The following is an 18,607-nucleotide window of genomic DNA, read 5'->3' on the forward strand; positions in this document are numbered from 1 at the left end:
TTTAGCAATCAGCGTGGAATTTCATTTTCTTCTTCAAACTCAGGCTTCACTTGTACAATGAAGTCCTGACGGTTCAAGCCGCGCCATAAGGCAAAGGCAGTCCCGATATAAATCGAAGAATAGGTGCCGACAAAGACACCGATAAACATTGCCACTGAGAACCAGTGCAGGCCTTCGCCGCCCAGGAACATCATGGCTAATACCACAAGCAGCAGGGTCGCCGACGTATGAATCGTACGGCGCAACGTCTCGGTTAAGGCAATGTTGACGATTTCCAAAGGCTCTGCACCGCGGATTTTCCGGAAATTTTCGCGGATACGGTCAGATACAACGATGTTATCGTTGAGCGAGAAGCCTAATAGCGCAAGAATTGCGGCCAAAACTGTTAGGTCAAATGGCCACTGCATCATGGCAAAAACACCGACAGTGACAATCACGTCATGCAGCAGGGAAAGCACTGCGCCCAGCGCCAGCTTGAATTCAAAGCGGATTGTGACATAAACCAGCATCAGCAGCATGGCCAATGCCACAGCGCCGCCCGAGCGGATGTACAGTTCGTTGCCGACTTGCCCGCCGACGACATCAACTTTATGCACTTCAGCTTTGTTGCCCGGCAATTGCGCTGCCGTGGTGATTTCTTTGGTTAAGTCTGCAGCTTCAGCCGTTTCCTGGACGGGCATACGCACCATCAAGTCGCGGTTAGAGCCTAAAGTCTGTACCACAGAGTCTTTAAAGCCTGCTTTTGCTAAGGCTTCGGAGACATCCGCGGCTTTTACGGGCTGGCTGTAGTTCAGCTCTGCAGAAACACCGCCGGTAAAGTCTAGACCAAGGTTTAGACCTTTGGTGGCAATAAAGAAAATGCTGGCAACCGTTAAGAGGATAGAAATCACTGCCGCAGGCAATGCAATCTTCATAAACGGAATAACACGTTCGTTATCTGGTCGGCCGTATTGCTTCGATTTCAGTTGAGTATTTTCAGTCATCATCGATCTCCTTAAATGCTCAACTTATGCAGGTTGCGTTTTTTGCCGTAGATCAGCTGTACAATTGCGCGGGTTACTGTAATGGCAGTAAACATCGAGCAGACAATACCAATCATCAAAGTGACAGCGAAGCCTTTAATCGGGCCTGTGCCAATGGCAAACAGAATAAACGCCACAAGGAAAGTCGTTAAGTTGGAGTCGAGAATGGTGTTGTACGCCCGGTCATAGCCGGCCACAATGGCCTGTTTGGGCGAGGCGCCCCATTTCATTTCTTCCCGTATCCGCTCACAGATCAGTACGTTGGCATCGACCGCCATACCAATGGTAATCACGATACCCGCAATACCCGGCAGGGTGAGGGAAGCGCCAATCCAAGACATGAAGGTTAAAATCATTGCCAAGTTGAACACGAGGGCAAAGTTGGCGATTAAGCCAAATAGACGGAAGAACACCACCATCCAGATTGCAACTAGGATAAAGCCGACTTCAACTGAAAGAACACCTTTATCAATGTTTTCTTGACCCAGGCTTGGGCCAATCACGCGTTCTTCAACAAAGTACATTGGCGCAGCCAGTGCACCTGCACGCAGCATCAAAGCAAGCTCTGACGCTTCCTGCGGAGAAGACAGGCCGGTAATGCGGAATTGCGAACCTAATACGGCTTGAATGGTTGCCGCATTAATGACGACAGACTCAGTATAAGGGGTACGGACTTCAGTCTGCGCGCCAGTCTTAGGGTCTTGAACATAGCTGATCTTTTGCTTGTTTTCAATAAACAGCACAGCCATGCGTTTGCCGACAGAATTGCGGGTTGCTTCTGACATTAGCTTGCCGCCAGCAGTATCCAGCGTAATGTTTACTTCAGCGCCACCTGAATCCTGGCTAAAGCCTGATGATGCATTTTGAACACGCTCACCCGTTAAAATACGGTTGCGCTCCAGCAGCAGCTGACGGCCGCTGTCTAAAGATTCATAGGCAAAAGCTTCTGTGCCTGGCGGCAATGAACCTTTTATCTGACCGGTGTATGGATCAATATATTGATCATTCAAGTCAGAGACTAAGCGGAATTCAAGGTTTGCAGTACGGCCAAGGACACGTTTTGCTTCAGCCGTATCCTGAACACCTGGAAGTTCCACCACAATGCGGTTGCTGCCCTGTGTTTGAACCAAAGCTTCCGCTACGCCCAACTCGTTAATACGGTTGCGCAGTGTGGTTAAGTTCTGGTTGACTGCATAGGACTGAATTTCCTGCTTGCGGGCGTCAGTATAGGTCAAGCGCAGCGTTGAACCGCTGTCGGTTGCAATCGCCTGCTGCGTATACTCATTGCCGTTTCGGCGCAGGAAGTCCATCACTGCTGAGCGGTCATCATTATTGGCGAACTGAAGGGTAATCGCGTTATTGCTGAGCGATAGGCTGTTGAATTTCAGGTTGCTGTCACGCAGCTGGCGGCGCAAGTCTGCAGCAGATGTTTCCATACGCTGTGAAATGGCTTTATCCATATCCACTTCAAGCAAGAAGTGAACACCGCCGCGCAAGTCCAAGCCGAGCTTCATCGGCTTAGCGCCAATTTTCTGCAGCCATTCAGGCGTGGTTGGCGCAAGGTTTAATGCGACAACGTATTGGTCACCCAAGTCGCGCCGCAAAGCGTCTTTTGCTTTTAATTGTGCTTCGCTTGAATCTACGCGCAATAAGGCTGCATTATTGGTGAAGCTGTTGTCGTGTGTGGCAATGTTTTCACTTTTTAAAATCTGCTCTGCTTTTTGCACGATGCTCTGATCGATTTGAGTACCGGCTTTGGCACCCGAAATTTGAACAGCTGGTTCATCTGGATACAAACTTGGCAGGGCATATAATGTGCTGACCACTAAAACGACTAGGATCAGCAGATATTTCCATGCTGGGTAACGCATTTGTTTTCTTCTTAAAATGAAAAAAGCCGTGCGGATGCACGACTGTTTTTTTGATTAAAGGTTGTTTAACGTGCCTTCAGGTAGAACTGAAATCACACTTGCGCGCTGAATTTTTACTTCTACGCCGCGGCTCAGTTCAACGACAGCAAAATCGCCTTCAAGTTTAATGATTTTGCCCATTAAACCGCCGGCAAATACAACTTCACTGCCGACGCCCAGGCTTTCAACCAGCGCGCGGTGTTCTTTTGCGCGCTTAGATTGCGGACGCCAGATCAAGAAGTAGAAGATTGCAACAAACACAGCAATCATTAAGATATTGGCCATCATACTTGGCTGTTGCGCTGCTTCACCTGCTGCATGTGCAGTAGAAATAAAAAGGCTCATTTCAATTTCCTAAACTAATAAAACGGTATATCAATAACATGATAATAAATTGGCTTGTTCTGCAATTTACCTTGTCTTTTTCCTCAGCGCAAATGCTGAAAGATTAATCTTGCGGACAAGGCGGCACTTCTAAGCCGCGGCGGGCATAAAAGTTCTGAACAAATTCATCAAATGTGCCATTGTCCAGAGCATCACGGATATCTTGGGTAAAACGCTGGTAATAGCGCAGGTTATGGATGGTGCCCAGCATTGAGCCCAGCATTTCACCGCATTTTTCTAAATGGAACAGATAAGCGCGGGTGAAATTTGTGCAGGTGTAGCAGTCGCAATCAGCATCCAGCGGACTTTGGTCGTGGCGGTATTTGGCATTGCGGATGCGCACTAAACCGTCTGTCACAAAATAGTGGCCGTTGCGTGCGTTGCGTGACGGCATCACGCAGTCAAACATATCGACACCGCGGCGGATGCCTTCCACAATATCTTCAGGCTTGCCGACGCCCATCAGGTAACGCGGCTTATCTTCAGGCATTTTCACTGGAAGATAGTCCAGCACTTTGATCATTTCTTCTTTCGGTTCGCCCACAGACAGGCCGCCAATGGCATATCCGTCAAAGCCAATGTCCAGCAGGCCATTCAGAGACTCATCGCGCAGGTCTTCGTACATGCCGCCTTGAATGATGCCGAATAAAGCATTGGTATTGTTGATTTCATCATGGTGATGAGTTTTGCAGCGTTTTGCCCAGCGCAACGACAGCTGAAGCGATTTTTGAGCTTCTTCATGCGTTGCAGGGTAAGGCGTGCATTCATCAAAAATCATCACGATATCTGAATTCAATGTTTTTTGAATGTCCATTGAAATTTCAGGAGATAAAAATACTTTAGAGCCGTCAATCGGTGAGCGGAAGGTCACGCCTTCTTCTTTGATTTTACGCATTGCGCCAAGGCTGAAGACCTGGAAGCCGCCTGAATCGGTTAAAATCGGCTTGTCCCATTTCATGAATTCATGCAGGCCGCCGTGTTCCTGAATGACTTCTAGGCCAGGGCGCAAGTAAAGATGGAAAGTGTTGCCTAAAATAATTTGCGCTTTAATTTCTTCAATATCGCGCGGGAGCATGCCTTTTACCGTGCCGTAAGTCCCGACGGGCATAAACACAGGTGTTTCCACCACACCATGTGCAAGGGTAAGACGGCCGCGGCGCGCGCGTCCAGACTGACCTAATTTTTCAAACTTCATACAGGTTCCAAATCAAGGCGAAAAAACAGTTCGCTGATCATTAGTGCTAAAAGTACGCTATTTTCCTTGATTCCGCTGCTAAACGCCAGCGTCAGAGCGTACTGAGGCTGTAAATTTCTCATGGATTTGCATTCACATTTGCGCAAGGCCGCGGAAGCGCTTTCAGCTGGCGGGCTGCGCGGTGAAATGGGAAGAATGATAAAACTGATTGATGCGCGCTAAGATTTCATCTTTTTGCATGGCGCAGCTGTCTTTGCTGCCGGTTGCCATTGCTGCAATGGTCTGCGCCAGTTTTTGAATATAGGCATTGGTATCCATAAAATTGGACTCAAGCGTCAGCAGATACGCTGCGTGGGCGACCTGAAGCTCGTTATATGGTTCAACTTCCGCCAGCTGCGCTAAATCAATCAGCAGGTCTTTATCGGCCTGCGACAGCTTAAAGCGGTTTGAATGCTGAATGGCCTGCTGCTTTGGCGTGCGGTCATGCAAAAAGGACTGCAGCCCGCCGCTGGACGGATTGAGATACAGCGCGGACTGAATTTCCAGCTCAGGCTGAGAGGGCAGGCCGATAAAAAATAAAATCTGATGCAGATCTTGGCCATTTGAAGTGACCAGCGCTTCTTTGGCCTGCTTAAAGGCATCCAGCAGCGTTTGCAGATTGCTGCTGGACTGACCGGGCGCTGCCTGCAGCATGGGGGGGCTGAAACTGTGCGCTACTGCCGCGCTTCCAGCCAGAATATCCCGAAAGCTGTGCAAGGCGGAGCTTTGCGCAGGGCGTAATCTGCTGCGCCATTTTTGGATATTCCAGCGCTCCAGTTTAGATAAATACTGGGCGCGGTCTTCATGCTCTGCATAAATGCTGCGCTGAGTGGAAATGGCTAAATAATCAATCTGCAAATATTCATTAAAAACCAAGGCGCAGGCGTAAATATCATCGTTTTTATAGTGCTGATAAAGCTGCTGAAATTCTTCTATTAATACTTGTTTTAATAATGTTGTAGGTTCTGGCATGGCTTGAAATCCATAGCACGGCGCAGGAAAGCCCTGCGCCTGAAATTAAAAGTTTGGCCTATAATCAAAGCTCTGCGTTACGGCATTGTCTTTAAAAGGACGAATTGTTTTTTTGCCTAAAGTCATGGTGTTGACGATATTGTTTGGAAACACTTGAATGTGATTGTTGAACAGTTCGACATTACGGTTGAAAATCGTAATTGCCGCGCCGACATTTTCATTTTGCTCTTCAATTTCATTCATCATTTTCAGATAAATTTCATTGGCCTTTAATTCTGGATAGTTTTCTACCACGACATTCAGGCTGCGCATCAATTCTTTATTTAGCGATTCAATGTGCTGCAGCTGAGAAACATCAGCATTTTGCAGATTCAGATTCATAATGTTTTGACGCAGTTCAGTCACTTTCTCCAAAGTGCCTTGTTCAAAACCAGAGTACTGCTCGACCAGCGGCTGCAAGCCGTCGAGAATTTTGACTTTTTGACGTTCGTAGCTGGCAACATCGGACCATGCGCGGATGGTGGCATTGTGGTGGCGCACAATATTATTGCGGATGACGATACAGCTAAAAACAGCCGCAATAATCAGTATAAAAAAGATCATCAGCCCCATATTTTATTTTCCCCAAAGATCCTGTTTTTTTGAAAAGCTGAATTTATAAGCTTATTTTAAAAAAATAGTCAGATCTTTTTGCAAGTTCTCTAAAGCAATTAATTTAAACGTTCTTAAATGTCCGCGCAATGCTGAAATATCTTCAATCTTCGATGATTTGCTGGACACTTGAAATAAATCTTGCGGGCCTAAAAAGCACAGGATTTTGCTGACTGGATGAAACATCAAGTCGCCTTGGCGGGACTGGAAAAAATCGGCCGCGCGCAGCACAAAACCAGGGCTCATCAGCTTGGCGGTGTTCATTTCATCACTGCCATAGAATTTCAGCTTCTGGTTGATTTGAATGTCGCTGCTGTGCCATGGAAAACTGTAAGGATAATAAAAAGGCGTATTTATGCTGGTGACGGCAATGCCCTGATGCTCAACATCAAAAACAAATACCCCCCATAAGTCTTTATGCACTTCTTTTAAGCGGACTTCGTTGGCATCTTTGTCACGGACTTTAATTTCATTAACGTAGTGGTATTGAAATACCAGCACCTGATGCTGCAAGCCATCCTCATCGTCCCACACTGCACTGGCGTAATTGCTGATGTCATTGGAGATTGAGCCCTGATTAAAGACTGGAAACAGGTTCTTTAAATGCGCCATGAAGTGGGCTTGATTCATTGGAATGGAAATATGCTGCGGCTGGCGGCCGAATTGCAGCTGATATTTTTTGGCAATGCTTTCACGTTCTAAGAATTCAATGACTTCTTCAATCGGGTCATCCTGCTCGTAGCTGATATAGGCCCAAAAAATCATCATCAGCCCAGCAAGAAAACACAGCTGCGCCCAAAAGTGTGAGGCTTGGAAGAATACCGGCACTATGCAGATGATGCCGCAGAGCGCTAAAAGCCGCGGAAGCAGATTTTCAAAGCGCAGGGTGATCGGCGCATTCCAAGGATGCAGGCCATCTAAAATATCCTGATGTGAATGGGCTTTGCGCCCAAGATCCCACAGCCGGGCGATATTCTGAAAAACCACAGCATTTTTTTTGCGCCGTATATGGATGGAGCGTTGAACAGAATCGATCGGCATGGGGAGACTCTGAGTTTATTTCACGTTGAGATTGTCAATCAGCATGGCATCGCCATAGCTGAAAAAGCGGTATTGGCTGTCTACAGCATGATGATAGGCATTCAAAATATTGTCGCGGTTTGACAATGCAGACACCAGCATCAGCAGGGTGGATTCAGGCAAGTGGAAGTTGGTGATCAGGCGGTCAACCACTTTAAACTCATAACCCGGATAGATGAAAATTTGTGTATCGCCGGTCCAGCCTTTCAGCTCGCCGCCATTGGCTTGGGCAGCGCTTTCAGTGGCGCGGGTCGCCGTAGTGCCGACCGCAATGACTTTATTGCCGCGCGCTTTGGTTTCGCGGATCAGCGCCATCGATTCATCAGATACATCGCACCATTCGCTGTGCATGATGTGATTTTCAATATCGGTAGTGCGCACAGGCAGGAAAGTGCCTGCGCCGACATGCAGGGTCACAAAGGTTTTGTTGATGCCTTTGGCTTCTAATTTTTTCAGCAGCGCTTCATCAAAATGCAGGCTGGCGGTTGGCGCCGCGACTGAGGCTAATTTAGTAGGGTCATTAAACACCGTTTGATAGCGTTCGGTGTCAATAGATTCGGCTTCACGGTTGAAGTAAGGCGGAATCGGCAGCGCGCCGTATTTGTCTAAGACGTCTAAAATAGATTGTGAAAATTCAACAATGAATAAATTTTCATGACGGCCTTTGACAGTCACTTTCACTTCGTCTGGGCCAATAAACAGCTCAGCGCCTTCTTTCGGAGAGTTGCTGGCTTTGATGTGGCAGTGCGCCACAAATTTGTCCATCATGCGCTCAACCAGCACTTCAACAGCACCGCCTGTAGCGCGTTTGCCTTTTAAGCGCGCTTTCATCACTTTGGTGTCGTTCAGCAACAGCAGGTCACCTGGCTGCAGCAGGTCTAAAATATCGGTAAAGTGATAATCGTGATACTGGCCTTGAACATCGAGGTGCAGCAGGCGGGAAGCGCTGCGGGTTTCTAATGGATAGCGAGCAATCAGCTCATCTGGGAGATCAAAACTGAAATCAGAAAGTTGCATGAGAAATGTATAAAACAGTAGGGGAATAAATTGCGCCCATTATATGCTTTTTTCAGTTTTTCGGCTGTCTTTGCTCACTTTTAAGACGAAAAAATATTGATTGAGTTAAAAGTAATCAATCACATATATCAGTTGTTGACAGTGCTGAGAAATAGCGTATTATAGCCCTCATCCACTCCCGAGGTGGTGAAATTGGTAGACGCGGTGGACTCAAAATCCACTGTCAGCGATGACGTGTCGGTTCGAGTCCGACCCTCGGGACCAGATATCTGGAAAGCCCTCAAGCACTGTAAGACTTGAGGGCTTTTTTTATTGCCTAAAATTAAATTTATAAAATATGGTTCATGTATTCAAATAAAAAAAGAAATGTTTTTATGATGAAAGTATATATTAAGAATTCCAAAATATGCTTTTCTGCTGATTCTTAAAGGGTCTAAAAATGCTTTGGCTTATTGCAAAATATGCGATGACGGCTGGAATGGTGGTGCTGATTTCAGAGCTGGCTAAACGCAGCGATCGTTTAGGCGGCTTGATTGCGGCATTACCCATTGTAACGGTGCTCGTATTAATTTGGATGAAACTTGAAAATCAAGATCCGCAGAAAATTTCAAATCATGCATGGTATACGTTTTGGTATGTAGTTCCGACTTTGCCTATGTTTTTATTATTTCCAGTACTTTATGCGCGTTGTAGTTTTTGGCTGACTTTAATGATTTGCTGTATTGTGACAATCGTATTATTTTTCTTATGGTCAGTTGTGTTGCATCGCTTCGGAATTGATTTAATGTAGGATTATATTTCATCTTTATTTATGAATTGAATTTTAGAACAAGAATAATTGGCAATAAAAAAACCAGCGCCGAAGCGCTGGTTTTTTATTTCACTAACTGACGTTAGCTAAGCATTAACTTATTGAGCCGCTGCAAGCGCTGCATTTAACGTTGCGCTTGGACGCATCACTGCATTTACTTTTGCTGTATCAACTGCATAGTAACCGCCGATATCCACTGGTTTGCCTTGAACGGCAGCAAGTTCAGCAACGATCTTATCTTCGTTTTCATCCAATGCTTTCGCAAGTGGTGCAAACTTCGCTTTAAGATCTGCATCTTCATCCTGAGCTGCCAAAGCATCTGCCCAGTATTTCGCTAGGTAGTAGTGGCTGCCGCGGTTGTCCAGCTCACCTGTACGGCGTGAAGGAGACTTGTCATTGTCTAAAAGCTTGCCGGTAGCTTGGTCAAGTGTCTTCGCAAGAAGTTTTGCACGAGCATTGTTTTCTTTAATGCCCATTTCTTCTAAAGATACAGCCAACGCCATGAACTCGCCTAAAGAATCCCAACGCAAGTGGTTTTCTTCTACCAGCTGCTGCACGTGTTTTGGTGCTGAACCGCCTGCGCCAGTTTCGTACATGCCGCCGCCCGCCATTAACGGAACGATAGACAGCATTTTTGCTGAAGTGCCCAATTCCATGATCGGGAACAAGTCAGTAAGGTAGTCACGCAAGATGTTGCCGGTTACTGAAATTGTATCCAGGCCGCGCGCAACACGCTCAAGCGTATAACGCATCGCACGGACTTGAGACATGATTTGAATGTCTAAGCCAGCAGTGTCATGATCTTTCAGGTATTTTTCAACTTTCTTGATCAATTCATTTTCGTGCGGACGGTACGGGTCAAGCCAGAAAATTGCAGGCATGCCAGAGTTGCGCGCGCGCGTTACAGCCAGTTTTACCCAGTCGCGAATCGGTGCGTCTTTCACCTGGCACATGCGCCAGATATCGCCTTCTTCCACGTTTTGCGACATCAATACTTCGCCGGTTTCAAGATCAACGATGTTTGCAACACCATCTTCTGGAATTTCGAAAGTTTTGTCGTGTGAACCGTATTCTTCAGCTTTTTGCGCCATCAAGCCAACGTTAGGAACTGTACCCATAGTACGCGGGTCAAAGTTGCCATTCCATTTGCAGAAATTGATCATTTCTTGGTAGATGCGCGCAAAAGTTGACTCAGGCATTACTGCTTTACAGTCATAAGGTTTGCCGTCAGCGCCCCACATCTTACCGCCGCCGCGGATCATTGCAGGCATAGAAGCATCTACAATCACGTCGTTTGGTGAGTGGAAGTTGGTGATGCCTTTTGCTGAATCCACCATTGCAAGCGCAGGGCGGTGCTCTTGGCAAGCGTGCAAGTCGGCAATGATTTCTTCACGTACAGAAGTCGGCAGAGCTTCGATCTTTTCATAAAGGCCGGCCATGCCGTTGTTTACGTTTACGCCAAGCTCATCAAACAATTTGCCGTGTTTTTCAAAAGCGTCTTTGTAGTAAATTTTCACACAGTGGCCGAAAACGATCGGGTGTGAAACTTTCATCATGGTTGCTTTCACGTGTAAAGAGAACAAAATGCCCGCTTCTTTACAGTCATCAAGTTCTTTTTCATAGAAATCGCAAAGCGCTTTCTTGCTCATGAACATTGAGTCGATGATTTCGCCGTCTTGAAGTGCAACTTTTGGCTTAAGAACAATGGTTTCACCAGACTTGGTGATCAATTCCATCTTCACATTGCGGGCGCGGTCCAAAGTCATCGACTTTTCACCATGGTAGAAGTCGCCTTCATTCATGTGTGAAACGTGAGTTTGTGACCATTGCTTCCATTCGCTCATTGAGTGAGGGTGCTTTTTCACATAGTTTTTAACAGCAGCAGGCGCGCGGCGGTCTGAGTTGCCTTCACGCAATACTGGGTTTACAGCAGAGCCTAGGCATTTGCTGTAACGGGCCTTAATGGCTTTTTCTTCGTCAGTTGTTGGGTTTTCAGGATAGTCAGGAAGCGCATAGCCTTTAGACTGAAGTTCCTTAATGCACGCTGTCAATTGACCAACAGATGCGCTGATGTTCGGAAGCTTGATAATATTCGTGTCTGGATCTTGTGTGAGACGGCCAAGCTCTGCAAGCGTGTCCGGTACCTTCTGTTCATCACTTAGGCAGTCTGCAAATTCTGCAAGCACGCGTACAGCTACAGAGATGTCACTTTTAACGATCTCAACGCCAGCTGGCTTAGTAAAGGTCTCAATGATCGGCAGCAGAGAATAGGTCGCTAACAGTGGCGCCTCATCGGTCAAAGTGTAAATGATTGTTGACTTTCCACCAGCCATATATAGCCCCTTGCTTTGATTGATTTTGTCTGGACCGAGCTTTTGGCTCAGTCCTGAGAACCGGTTTGCTTAAATAAAACATTTAAAGGTATTGGTGCTTTTTGCACCTCAGCCAAACGGCAATATCGCATATTGGCCGCTGGCTGAAAATGTATAGATCGATGCTGTTCACCGATGGCAATATTCTACGTGAAATTTAGCTGCTTTTCGAATTTGGAGAGCAGCGGCAGCTGTCTAGCGGAGGAAAACGGTATGAATGCGCTGAAATGCTGATTGATGCATTTTTTTTGCTTTAATTGTTATTATTCAAAATATTACGTTTTATTTTTTGCTTAAACCTCATGATTTTCTGTTTGGCTTTGCGGGTGAAATGGCAAGCTAATTTCTGGCAACATGTTGGGTATCATGGAAATAAATTATTGTACAGGGAAAATCAGCGTTTTTTTATGCCCCAGTCAGTCACCAAAGTTGTCATTAAAATGCAGGCTGCACACTTGAACTTTTATTCGGATAGGCTGAAGGAGTTTTAAATTTGCACAGCAGTTTTTTGATTATTCTTTAAACGCTTTTTTTTAGTTCGGGCGCATCTGCAGGCTGCCATGATCCCATGGCATTTGGTGTTGGTCAAATGCATCAAAAAAAGTGCAAACAGCTTGGTGTGAAGTGCGGCTAAATGCATTGAATCCAGCAATGGATAATATTCTGTAATTTCAGTCCTCATGCTTGAAAGCATATTATAGAAACTGTGAACTGAATCATTTTTCTTACAATCTTTTTGTCGGAAGGCTGAGCTCTTTTTATAAAATTCTTCACTTTTTATGTTGTTGATATTTAAGTTTTTGTTTTAACTTTACGCCATTTTATCTGTTTTTTATAAAATAATTGAATGATTTTGTCAGTTATTGTTGTTGAGATGTTTGTTGAATTTTGTTAATTAAAATAAAATATAAGAATTAAAGTTGAGCGCAAAAGGCGGTTTTACGTTTTGCGCAAACGCAGGTGAAGCGCTATGGCGATACAATTGCTGGAAATAGGCACACAGACGGAACAGTTGGCCGCGTGCAGATTGGCTTTACTGATGGGTGTATTCACCAAAGATAACCGTGTGGCGGAATTCCTGAAATTTTCGAGAAGCATGCTGCAGGCGGATCATGCTGTTTTGGTTTTTCAGAATGAGCCGTATATCTGGTTTTCCTCAGCCGACGGGTGCAAGCCTTTTCTTGCCAGTGGTCAAGCGCAATTAGAGCCCTATTTTGAAGGTGCGGACTGCATTGATGATTCACACTCCAATTATTCAGATTTTTCGCAGCATATTCAAAGATTTGGCGCAGGCCATACCCGTTTGCTGGCATTTAACCTGACAGATGACGAACTGCCGATAGGGCAGGTTTTATTATTTGATGAGCAGAGCAGCGCTTTTGATGAAAAGCAAAAAAACGTGGTGCAGGAGTTTGTCTTTAGCCTGATTGGCAGCATTAAATTGCGGGTAGAAAATACTGAACTGAAAGAGCTTTATGAGCAGCAGTCGGCGCTGAATTTCAGTAAAACCAAATTTTTTCAAATTATTGCGCATGATCTGCGTGCGCCGTTTCATGGCTTGCTGGGGTTTTCTGAAGTATTGGCGCAAGAGCGTGAAACTTTGGATGAATCCAGTATTCAAAATATCGCCGACTATTTATTCGATACAGCACAATCAACCTATAATTTGCTGGAAAGCCTGCTGAACTGGGCCATGGCTGAGGGCGGGCGCTTGGTCTATCACCCGATCAATTTTGAATTGAGCCATGCGGTGAAAATTGTCTGCGATGTTTTAAACAGTCTGGCGGTCAAGAAAAATATTCAGCTGCTGAATGACGTGCCCGAAGGCTTGAAGATCTACGCAGATATCAATATGGTCACGTCTGTTATTCAGAACCTGGTGTCCAATGCGCTGAAATTTACCAATACGGATGGAACAGGAAAAGTAACGCTGCAGGCCTGCATGGCTGCAAATGGGGTCTGCCTGTCTATTCAGGACACCGGTTTAGGCATGACGCAGCCTCAGATTGAACAGCTGTTCGATCCTAAAATCACCGTCAGTGTGAAAGGCACCGCAGGAGAAAAGGGCACCGGATTAGGCTTGATTCTTTGCAAGCGCTTTGTCGAAATGAATCATGGCGAAATTGAGGTCGAATCCAAGGAAGGGGCGGGAACCCTTTTTAAAGTCACTTTCCCTTTGGCGCTGAGCCATCATCATGCTTTGGAAATAAGCAGCCAGCACGGCGATAAGCCGGAAGAAACAGCTTAATCTCATGATTAAAATCTTAAATTCTTTTCCACTATGGGTTTTCAGCTGATATAACTAGAAAAAAAACTGGATTATGGGTTTGAAAATGAATGTGGAACAATTGCAGAAGACCTTGCGTGCCAGCCAATATGCCGAGCAAGTGTTGGGGATACACCGCAATTTAATCGAACAGGATTATGCCGTTGACCAATTTTTAATTCCTTTGAGCACTGAGCAAATTCAGGCTTTTGTCCAAGCGGCTTTAAATAATATTACGAATGAAAATGCCTGGATGCGCGAAATGCGCATTCTGCGGGCGCGCCTGATGTTCCGCTGGATTTGGCAGGATGCCAATGCGCTGACTGATGTGGTGACACTGACACGTGAACTTTCCGATTTTGCGGATGCCTCAATTTGTGTAGCGAAAGCTTTCGCTTACCAGCCTTTAGCCGCTAAACATGGCGAGCCGATGGGCTATAACGGCAAAGTGCAAGACCTGATTGTCATTGCCATGGGCAAGCTGGGCGCGCAGGAATTGAACCTGTCCAGCGATATTGATTTGATTTTTGCGTTTGATGAGCAAGGTGAAACCAACGGCCGAAAATGCATTGATGTGCAGCAGTTCTGCATTTTGTGGGGGCAAAAGCTCATCTATTTATTAGACCACATGACAGCAGATGGCTTTGTGTTCCGTGTGGATATGCGCCTGCGCCCTTGGGGGGACGGCTCGGCCCTGGCGATCAGCCATGCGGCTTTAGAAAAATATTTGAGCCAGCATGGGCGCGAATGGGAGCGCTATGCGTGGATTAAAGCGCGGATTGTCACCGGGGGCAAAGAAGGCGCTGAACTGCTGGGCATGACCCGTCCGTTTGTATTCCGTAAATATGTCGATTACACCGCTTTTGAAGCCATGCGCGAAATGAAGGCGATGATTGAGCGCGAAGTGCAGCGCCGCAATATTGAAGATGATATTAAGCTGGGGGCCGGCGGCATCCGTGAAGTGGAGTTTATTGTTCAGGTGTTCCAGCTGATTTACGGCGGATCAAAACTGGAATTGCAAGACCGTCAATGCCTGGTGAATTTGCATCATTTGGGTGAGGTCGGCCTGCTGGATCCAAATGTAGTCCTGGAGCTGGAAGATGCCTATTTATTCCTGCGCCGTGTCGAACATGCAATTCAAGCGCTGAATGATCAACAGACGCAGTCTTTGCCGCATGAGGAGGAACCGCGCCAGCGCATGCTGGATACCTTGGGCTATGCCTCATGGGATGCTTTCCTGCACGTGTTAAATGAAAAGCGCGCCAAAGTCATTTATCAATTTGAACATTTAATTAAAGAAAAAGAACCCGATCCATTGGTTGAAAGTTTTACGCAACTCGAAAAACAGCTGAACGATGTTTTGGATGAAAACGCAAAAAATCTGGTCCATGAATTTTGGTATGGACATGCCCTGAAAAAACTGCCCGCCAAAGCCGTACAGCGCTTAAAAACCTTTTGGCCGCATTTGGTTGAAGCGGTGATTCAGTCGGACAATCCGCAAGTGGCTTTGCTGCGTTTGATGCCTTTGGTGGAATCGGTCATGCGCCGTACCGTGTATTTAGTGATGCTGATTGAAAGCAAAGGCGCGCTGCAGCGTTTAGTCAAAATGGCCACCGTCAGCCCATGGATTTGTGAAGAATTGACCCATTATCCAGTGCTCTTGGATGAATTTTTGTCCATGGACTTTGAGCTGCCGCGCCGTCAAGATTTGGAAGATTCGTTGCGTCAACAGTTGCTTCGCATTGAGCTTGATGATGTTGAGGATTTGATGCGTGTGCTGCGCCTATTTAAAAAATCCAATGTTTTGGCAGTTGCGGCTAGTGATGTCTTGGCTGAAAGTCCGTTGATGAAAGTATCCGATGCTTTGACCGATATCGCAGAAGTTTCGGTCAGTACAACTTTAAATTTGGCTTACCAAATGACGGCAAAGAAACATGGTTATCCGCTCGATGTTGAAGGACAGCGCTGTTCGATCGATCATTTGGCATTTGCTGTGGTAGGGTATGGAAAAGTTGGTGGGATTGAGTTGGGTTATGGCTCGGATTTAGATCTGGTCTTTATCCATTATATGGATGAGCAGGCTGATACCGATGGGCTGAAGTCGATCAGTGGATTTGAGTTTGCAATGCGTGTGGCACAGAAATTTATGTCGTTGATGACCACACAGACTCTTGATGGTCGGGTCTATGAAATCGATACGCGCTTACGCCCATCGGGTGAAGCTGGGGTTTTGGTCACCAGTTTAAAAGCCTTTGAGCAATATCAGTTGAAAAATGCATGGGTCTGGGAGCATCAAGCATTGGTGCGTGCTCGCTCGATTGCGGGTGAGCCAAGTTTGCGTGATAAGTTTGAAGCATTGCGCTGTCGGATTTTGACGCAGCCACGAGATGAGGAAAATGTACGCACAGAAGTGCTGAAGATGCGTCAAAAAATGAAAGACCATTTGGGTTCTTCTAAAGAACAACAAAAAGATGGAATTTTTCATTTAAAACAAGACGCAGGTGGTATCGTCGATATCGAATTTATGGCACAGTATGCTGTGTTGGCGTGGAGCGGATCTCATCCAGATCTTGCCCATTATTCCGACAATGTACGAATCCTTGAAGACGCTGCAAAAGCCAGTTGCTTATCCAGTGACGATGCGACTGCATTGATTCAAGCTTATCTCAGTGAACGAGCCGAGAGCCACCGTTTAGCCCTTGCGAATCAATCCATGCAAGTAAATGCTGCGGACTGGCGCGATACCCGAGTGATCGTTTGCAAATTATGGCAAAGATTAATTGATCCAAGCTCAATCGTGAGCATTGGGTAACATGACTGTGTATATAAATTTGGAGTGTGTGTCATGAATTTGGCTGATCGTGATGGTTTTATTTGGCAAGATGGACAATTGGTTGACTGGCGTGAGGCAAAAACTCACGTATTAACACATACCTTGCACTACAGCATGGGTGTGTTTGAAGGTGTCCGTGCCTATGAAACACCGAATGGCACGGCTATTTTCCGTCTAAAAGAACACACTAAGCGTTTATTGAACTCTGCAAAAATTTATCAAATGAAAGTCCCGTTTGATCAAGCAACACTAGAGCAAGCTCAAATTGATGTGGTTCGTGAAAATAAATTAGCGTCTTGCTACTTACGTCCAATTATTTTTATTGGTTCTGAAAAATTAGGGATTGCTGCAACAGACAATACCATTCATGCGGTGGTTGCTGCGTGGAGCTGGGGTGCGTACCTCGGTGACGAAGCAATGGCGAAAGGTATTCGTGTGAAAACTTCATCATTTACCCATCACCATCCAAACGTGACGATGTGTAAAGCGAAAGCGTCAGGTAACTACACCTTGTCGATTTTGGCTCACCAAGAGGTGGCGCATTCAGGTTATGATGAAGCAATGTTACTCGACCCTCAAGGGTATGTATGCCAAGGTTCTGGCGAAAACGTATTCTTGGTGCGTGACGGCGTGATTCATACCCCTGATATCGCTGGCGGCGCTTTGGACGGCATTACCCGTCAAACCATTATCACCATTGCTAAAGACCTTGGCTTTGAAGTGGTTGAACGCCGTATCACCCGTGATGAATTCTACATTGCGGATGAAGCGTTCTTTACGGGTACAGCGGCTGAAGTAACGCCAATCCGTGAATATGATGACCGTCAAATCGGTGAAGGCGTTCGCGGCCCGATCACAACGCAAATTCAAAAAGCATATTTCGATGCTGTACAAGGCAAAGACCCTAAATATGCGCACTGGTTAACTTACGTAAAATAAGCTGATCGGTTAAGATAAAAAGGCGGAACGGAAGTTCCGCCTTTTTATTGAGATCAGTTTTTATCTTGGCTGAATGGAGCGGAGGCTTTATGCATATTGTCTATGTGAGTGATGGAAAAGCTGGACACCGCTCTCAGGCTGTCGGCTTATATAAAGCCATTCAGCGCAACAGTACGCAGTCAGTCAGTTTTCAGGAAATTTCCATTGCGCAATTGCCAATAGTTGGCCTGTGCGCGGGCATGCTTGCCCATCGCATAGATGCGGTGAGCCAGGCGCCGGATTATATTATTGGAGTAGGCAGCCATACCCAGCTGAGGGTGCTGCTGCTGGGTAAAGTTTTTCCGCAAGCCAAAACGGTCATTTTAATGAAGCCGAATTTCCCTTTCAGCTGGTTTGATCATGTGATTATTCCAGAACATGACGGCATCGCGGAGCTGGGCAATGTGATCCTGACCAAGGGGGCGCTGAACCCAATCGTCAATGAACAGCGCCATCAGGCGAATCGGATTTTAATTGCTTTAGGCGGCTCGTCTAAACGGCATCAATGGGATAATGAAAAAGTACTGCACACTGTTCAGCAAATTGCAGAACAAAACCCGCAGGCAGAAATTATTTTAACGACCTCGCGCCGTACCCCGGCAGATTTTCTGGATCTTTTAAATGAGCAGTCTTTTGCCGGACAGCTACAGATTTTTCCAGTTGAGCAAACGCCGCAAGGCTGGATTTTTGAAGAAATGCAGCAGGCGGAAGCTGTTTGGGTGACTGAAGACAGTGTCTCGATGATTTATGAAGCTTTAACCGCGGGGTGCCGGGTCGGCGTGATTCAGATTGACCGCTTAAAACAAGACCGGATTGTTAAATCTGTGGATGCGCTGCTGGAAAAAAACATCGTTTCAAAGCAATTTGAAATTGCGCAGCTTGCAGCAAATACACCGTTTGAAGAGGCGCAGCGGGTAGCGCTTAAGCTTTTGCAGCTCAGCTAAAATTTTGTAAAGTCTCAGCATGTTATTCAGTGCGGTGTCTTCCCGCTACATGGCTTGGCCGCCTTGGAGATGGAAGTTTACTGCTGTCTGCACGGGTGCTTTATGCTATCCTTTTACCCTGAATATTAGAATA

Annotated in this window: 14 protein-coding genes and 1 tRNA gene; 6 read left to right on the forward strand and 9 right to left on the reverse strand. The window is 46.1% G+C overall.

Translation table 11 applies throughout. The features are described from left to right. Positions 1 to 8: 8 nt before the first annotated feature. The 8 genes from secF to queA form a co-directional block, all read right to left on the reverse strand. On the reverse strand, positions 9 to 986 hold the full coding sequence (gene secF, locus F941_RS14100) for a protein translocase subunit SecF (RefSeq protein WP_171065536.1): 978 nt from the start codon (positions 984 to 986) through the stop codon (positions 9 to 11). An 8-nt stretch (positions 987 to 994) separates the two neighbouring features. Continuing rightward, positions 995 to 2,893, reverse strand: a complete 1,899-nt coding sequence (gene secD, locus F941_RS14105) for a protein translocase subunit SecD (RefSeq protein ID WP_005012621.1) — start codon at positions 2,891 to 2,893, stop codon at positions 995 to 997. A gap of 54 nt (positions 2,894 to 2,947) precedes the next feature. Then, positions 2,948 to 3,277 carry a preprotein translocase subunit YajC gene (gene yajC / locus F941_RS14110; protein ID WP_005012622.1) on the reverse strand — a complete coding sequence of 110 codons (330 nt, stop codon included), beginning with the start codon at positions 3,275 to 3,277 and terminating at the stop codon, positions 2,948 to 2,950. A 103-nt stretch (positions 3,278 to 3,380) separates the two neighbouring features. Further along, entirely contained in the window at positions 3,381 to 4,511 is a 1,131-nt protein-coding gene (gene tgt / locus F941_RS14115) for a tRNA guanosine(34) transglycosylase Tgt (RefSeq protein WP_005012625.1), read from the reverse strand. 162 nt (positions 4,512 to 4,673) lie between these two features. After that, on the reverse strand, positions 4,674 to 5,522 hold the full coding sequence (locus F941_RS14120) for a DUF4303 domain-containing protein (protein WP_005012628.1): 849 nt from the start codon (positions 5,520 to 5,522) through the stop codon (positions 4,674 to 4,676). 45 nt (positions 5,523 to 5,567) lie between these two features. After that, positions 5,568 to 6,134 (reverse strand): LemA family protein, encoded by a 567-nt coding sequence (locus tag F941_RS14125; RefSeq protein WP_005012629.1) that lies wholly within the window; start codon positions 6,132 to 6,134, stop codon positions 5,568 to 5,570. Positions 6,135 to 6,185: 51 nt separating this feature from the next. Continuing rightward, on the reverse strand, positions 6,186 to 7,214 hold the full coding sequence (locus tag F941_RS14130; protein WP_005012630.1) for a hypothetical protein: 1,029 nt from the start codon (positions 7,212 to 7,214) through the stop codon (positions 6,186 to 6,188). A 15-nt stretch (positions 7,215 to 7,229) separates the two neighbouring features. Further along, complete coding sequence (gene queA / locus F941_RS14135) at positions 7,230 to 8,270, reverse strand: tRNA preQ1(34) S-adenosylmethionine ribosyltransferase-isomerase QueA (protein WP_005012632.1); 1,041 nt, start codon at positions 8,268 to 8,270, stop codon at positions 7,230 to 7,232. Between the two features lie 177 nt (positions 8,271 to 8,447). Here queA and F941_RS14140 point away from each other — a divergent pair. Further along, positions 8,448 to 8,534: transfer RNA gene (locus tag F941_RS14140), tRNA-Leu, on the forward strand. 175 nt (positions 8,535 to 8,709) lie between these two features. After that, on the forward strand, positions 8,710 to 9,060 hold the full coding sequence (locus F941_RS14145) for a DUF3147 family protein (RefSeq protein WP_005012633.1): 351 nt from the start codon (positions 8,710 to 8,712) through the stop codon (positions 9,058 to 9,060). Between the two features lie 119 nt (positions 9,061 to 9,179). Here the strand turns inward: F941_RS14145 and F941_RS14150 are convergent, their stop codons facing one another. Then, positions 9,180 to 11,414: an NADP-dependent isocitrate dehydrogenase gene (locus F941_RS14150; RefSeq protein ID WP_005012635.1), complete on the reverse strand. Its 2,235-nt coding sequence runs from the start codon at positions 11,412 to 11,414 to the stop codon at positions 9,180 to 9,182. A 1,009-nt stretch (positions 11,415 to 12,423) separates the two neighbouring features. On the opposite strand from F941_RS14150, the gene F941_RS14165 reads away from it, so the two are divergent. The 4 genes from F941_RS14165 (at position 12,424) to F941_RS14180 (ending at position 18,474) form a co-directional block, all read left to right on the forward strand. After that, positions 12,424 to 13,701, forward strand: a complete 1,278-nt coding sequence (locus tag F941_RS14165) for a sensor histidine kinase (protein WP_005012638.1) — start codon at positions 12,424 to 12,426, stop codon at positions 13,699 to 13,701. Between the two features lie 85 nt (positions 13,702 to 13,786). Continuing rightward, on the forward strand, positions 13,787 to 16,531 hold the full coding sequence (gene glnE / locus F941_RS14170; RefSeq protein WP_005012645.1) for a bifunctional [glutamate--ammonia ligase]-adenylyl-L-tyrosine phosphorylase/[glutamate--ammonia-ligase] adenylyltransferase: 2,745 nt from the start codon (positions 13,787 to 13,789) through the stop codon (positions 16,529 to 16,531). Positions 16,532 to 16,564: 33 nt separating this feature from the next. After that, entirely contained in the window at positions 16,565 to 17,491 is a 927-nt protein-coding gene (locus tag F941_RS14175; protein ID WP_005012648.1) for a branched-chain amino acid transaminase, read from the forward strand. Positions 17,492 to 17,580: 89 nt separating this feature from the next. Beyond that, positions 17,581 to 18,474 carry a mitochondrial fission ELM1 family protein gene (locus tag F941_RS14180; protein WP_005012651.1) on the forward strand — a complete coding sequence of 298 codons (894 nt, stop codon included), beginning with the start codon at positions 17,581 to 17,583 and terminating at the stop codon, positions 18,472 to 18,474. Positions 18,475 to 18,607: the final 133 nt, after the last annotated feature.

It is taken from the genome of Acinetobacter bouvetii DSM 14964 = CIP 107468 (assembly GCF_000368865.1).
In the GTDB taxonomy this organism is placed as follows: Bacteria; Pseudomonadota; Gammaproteobacteria; order Pseudomonadales; family Moraxellaceae; genus Acinetobacter; species Acinetobacter bouvetii.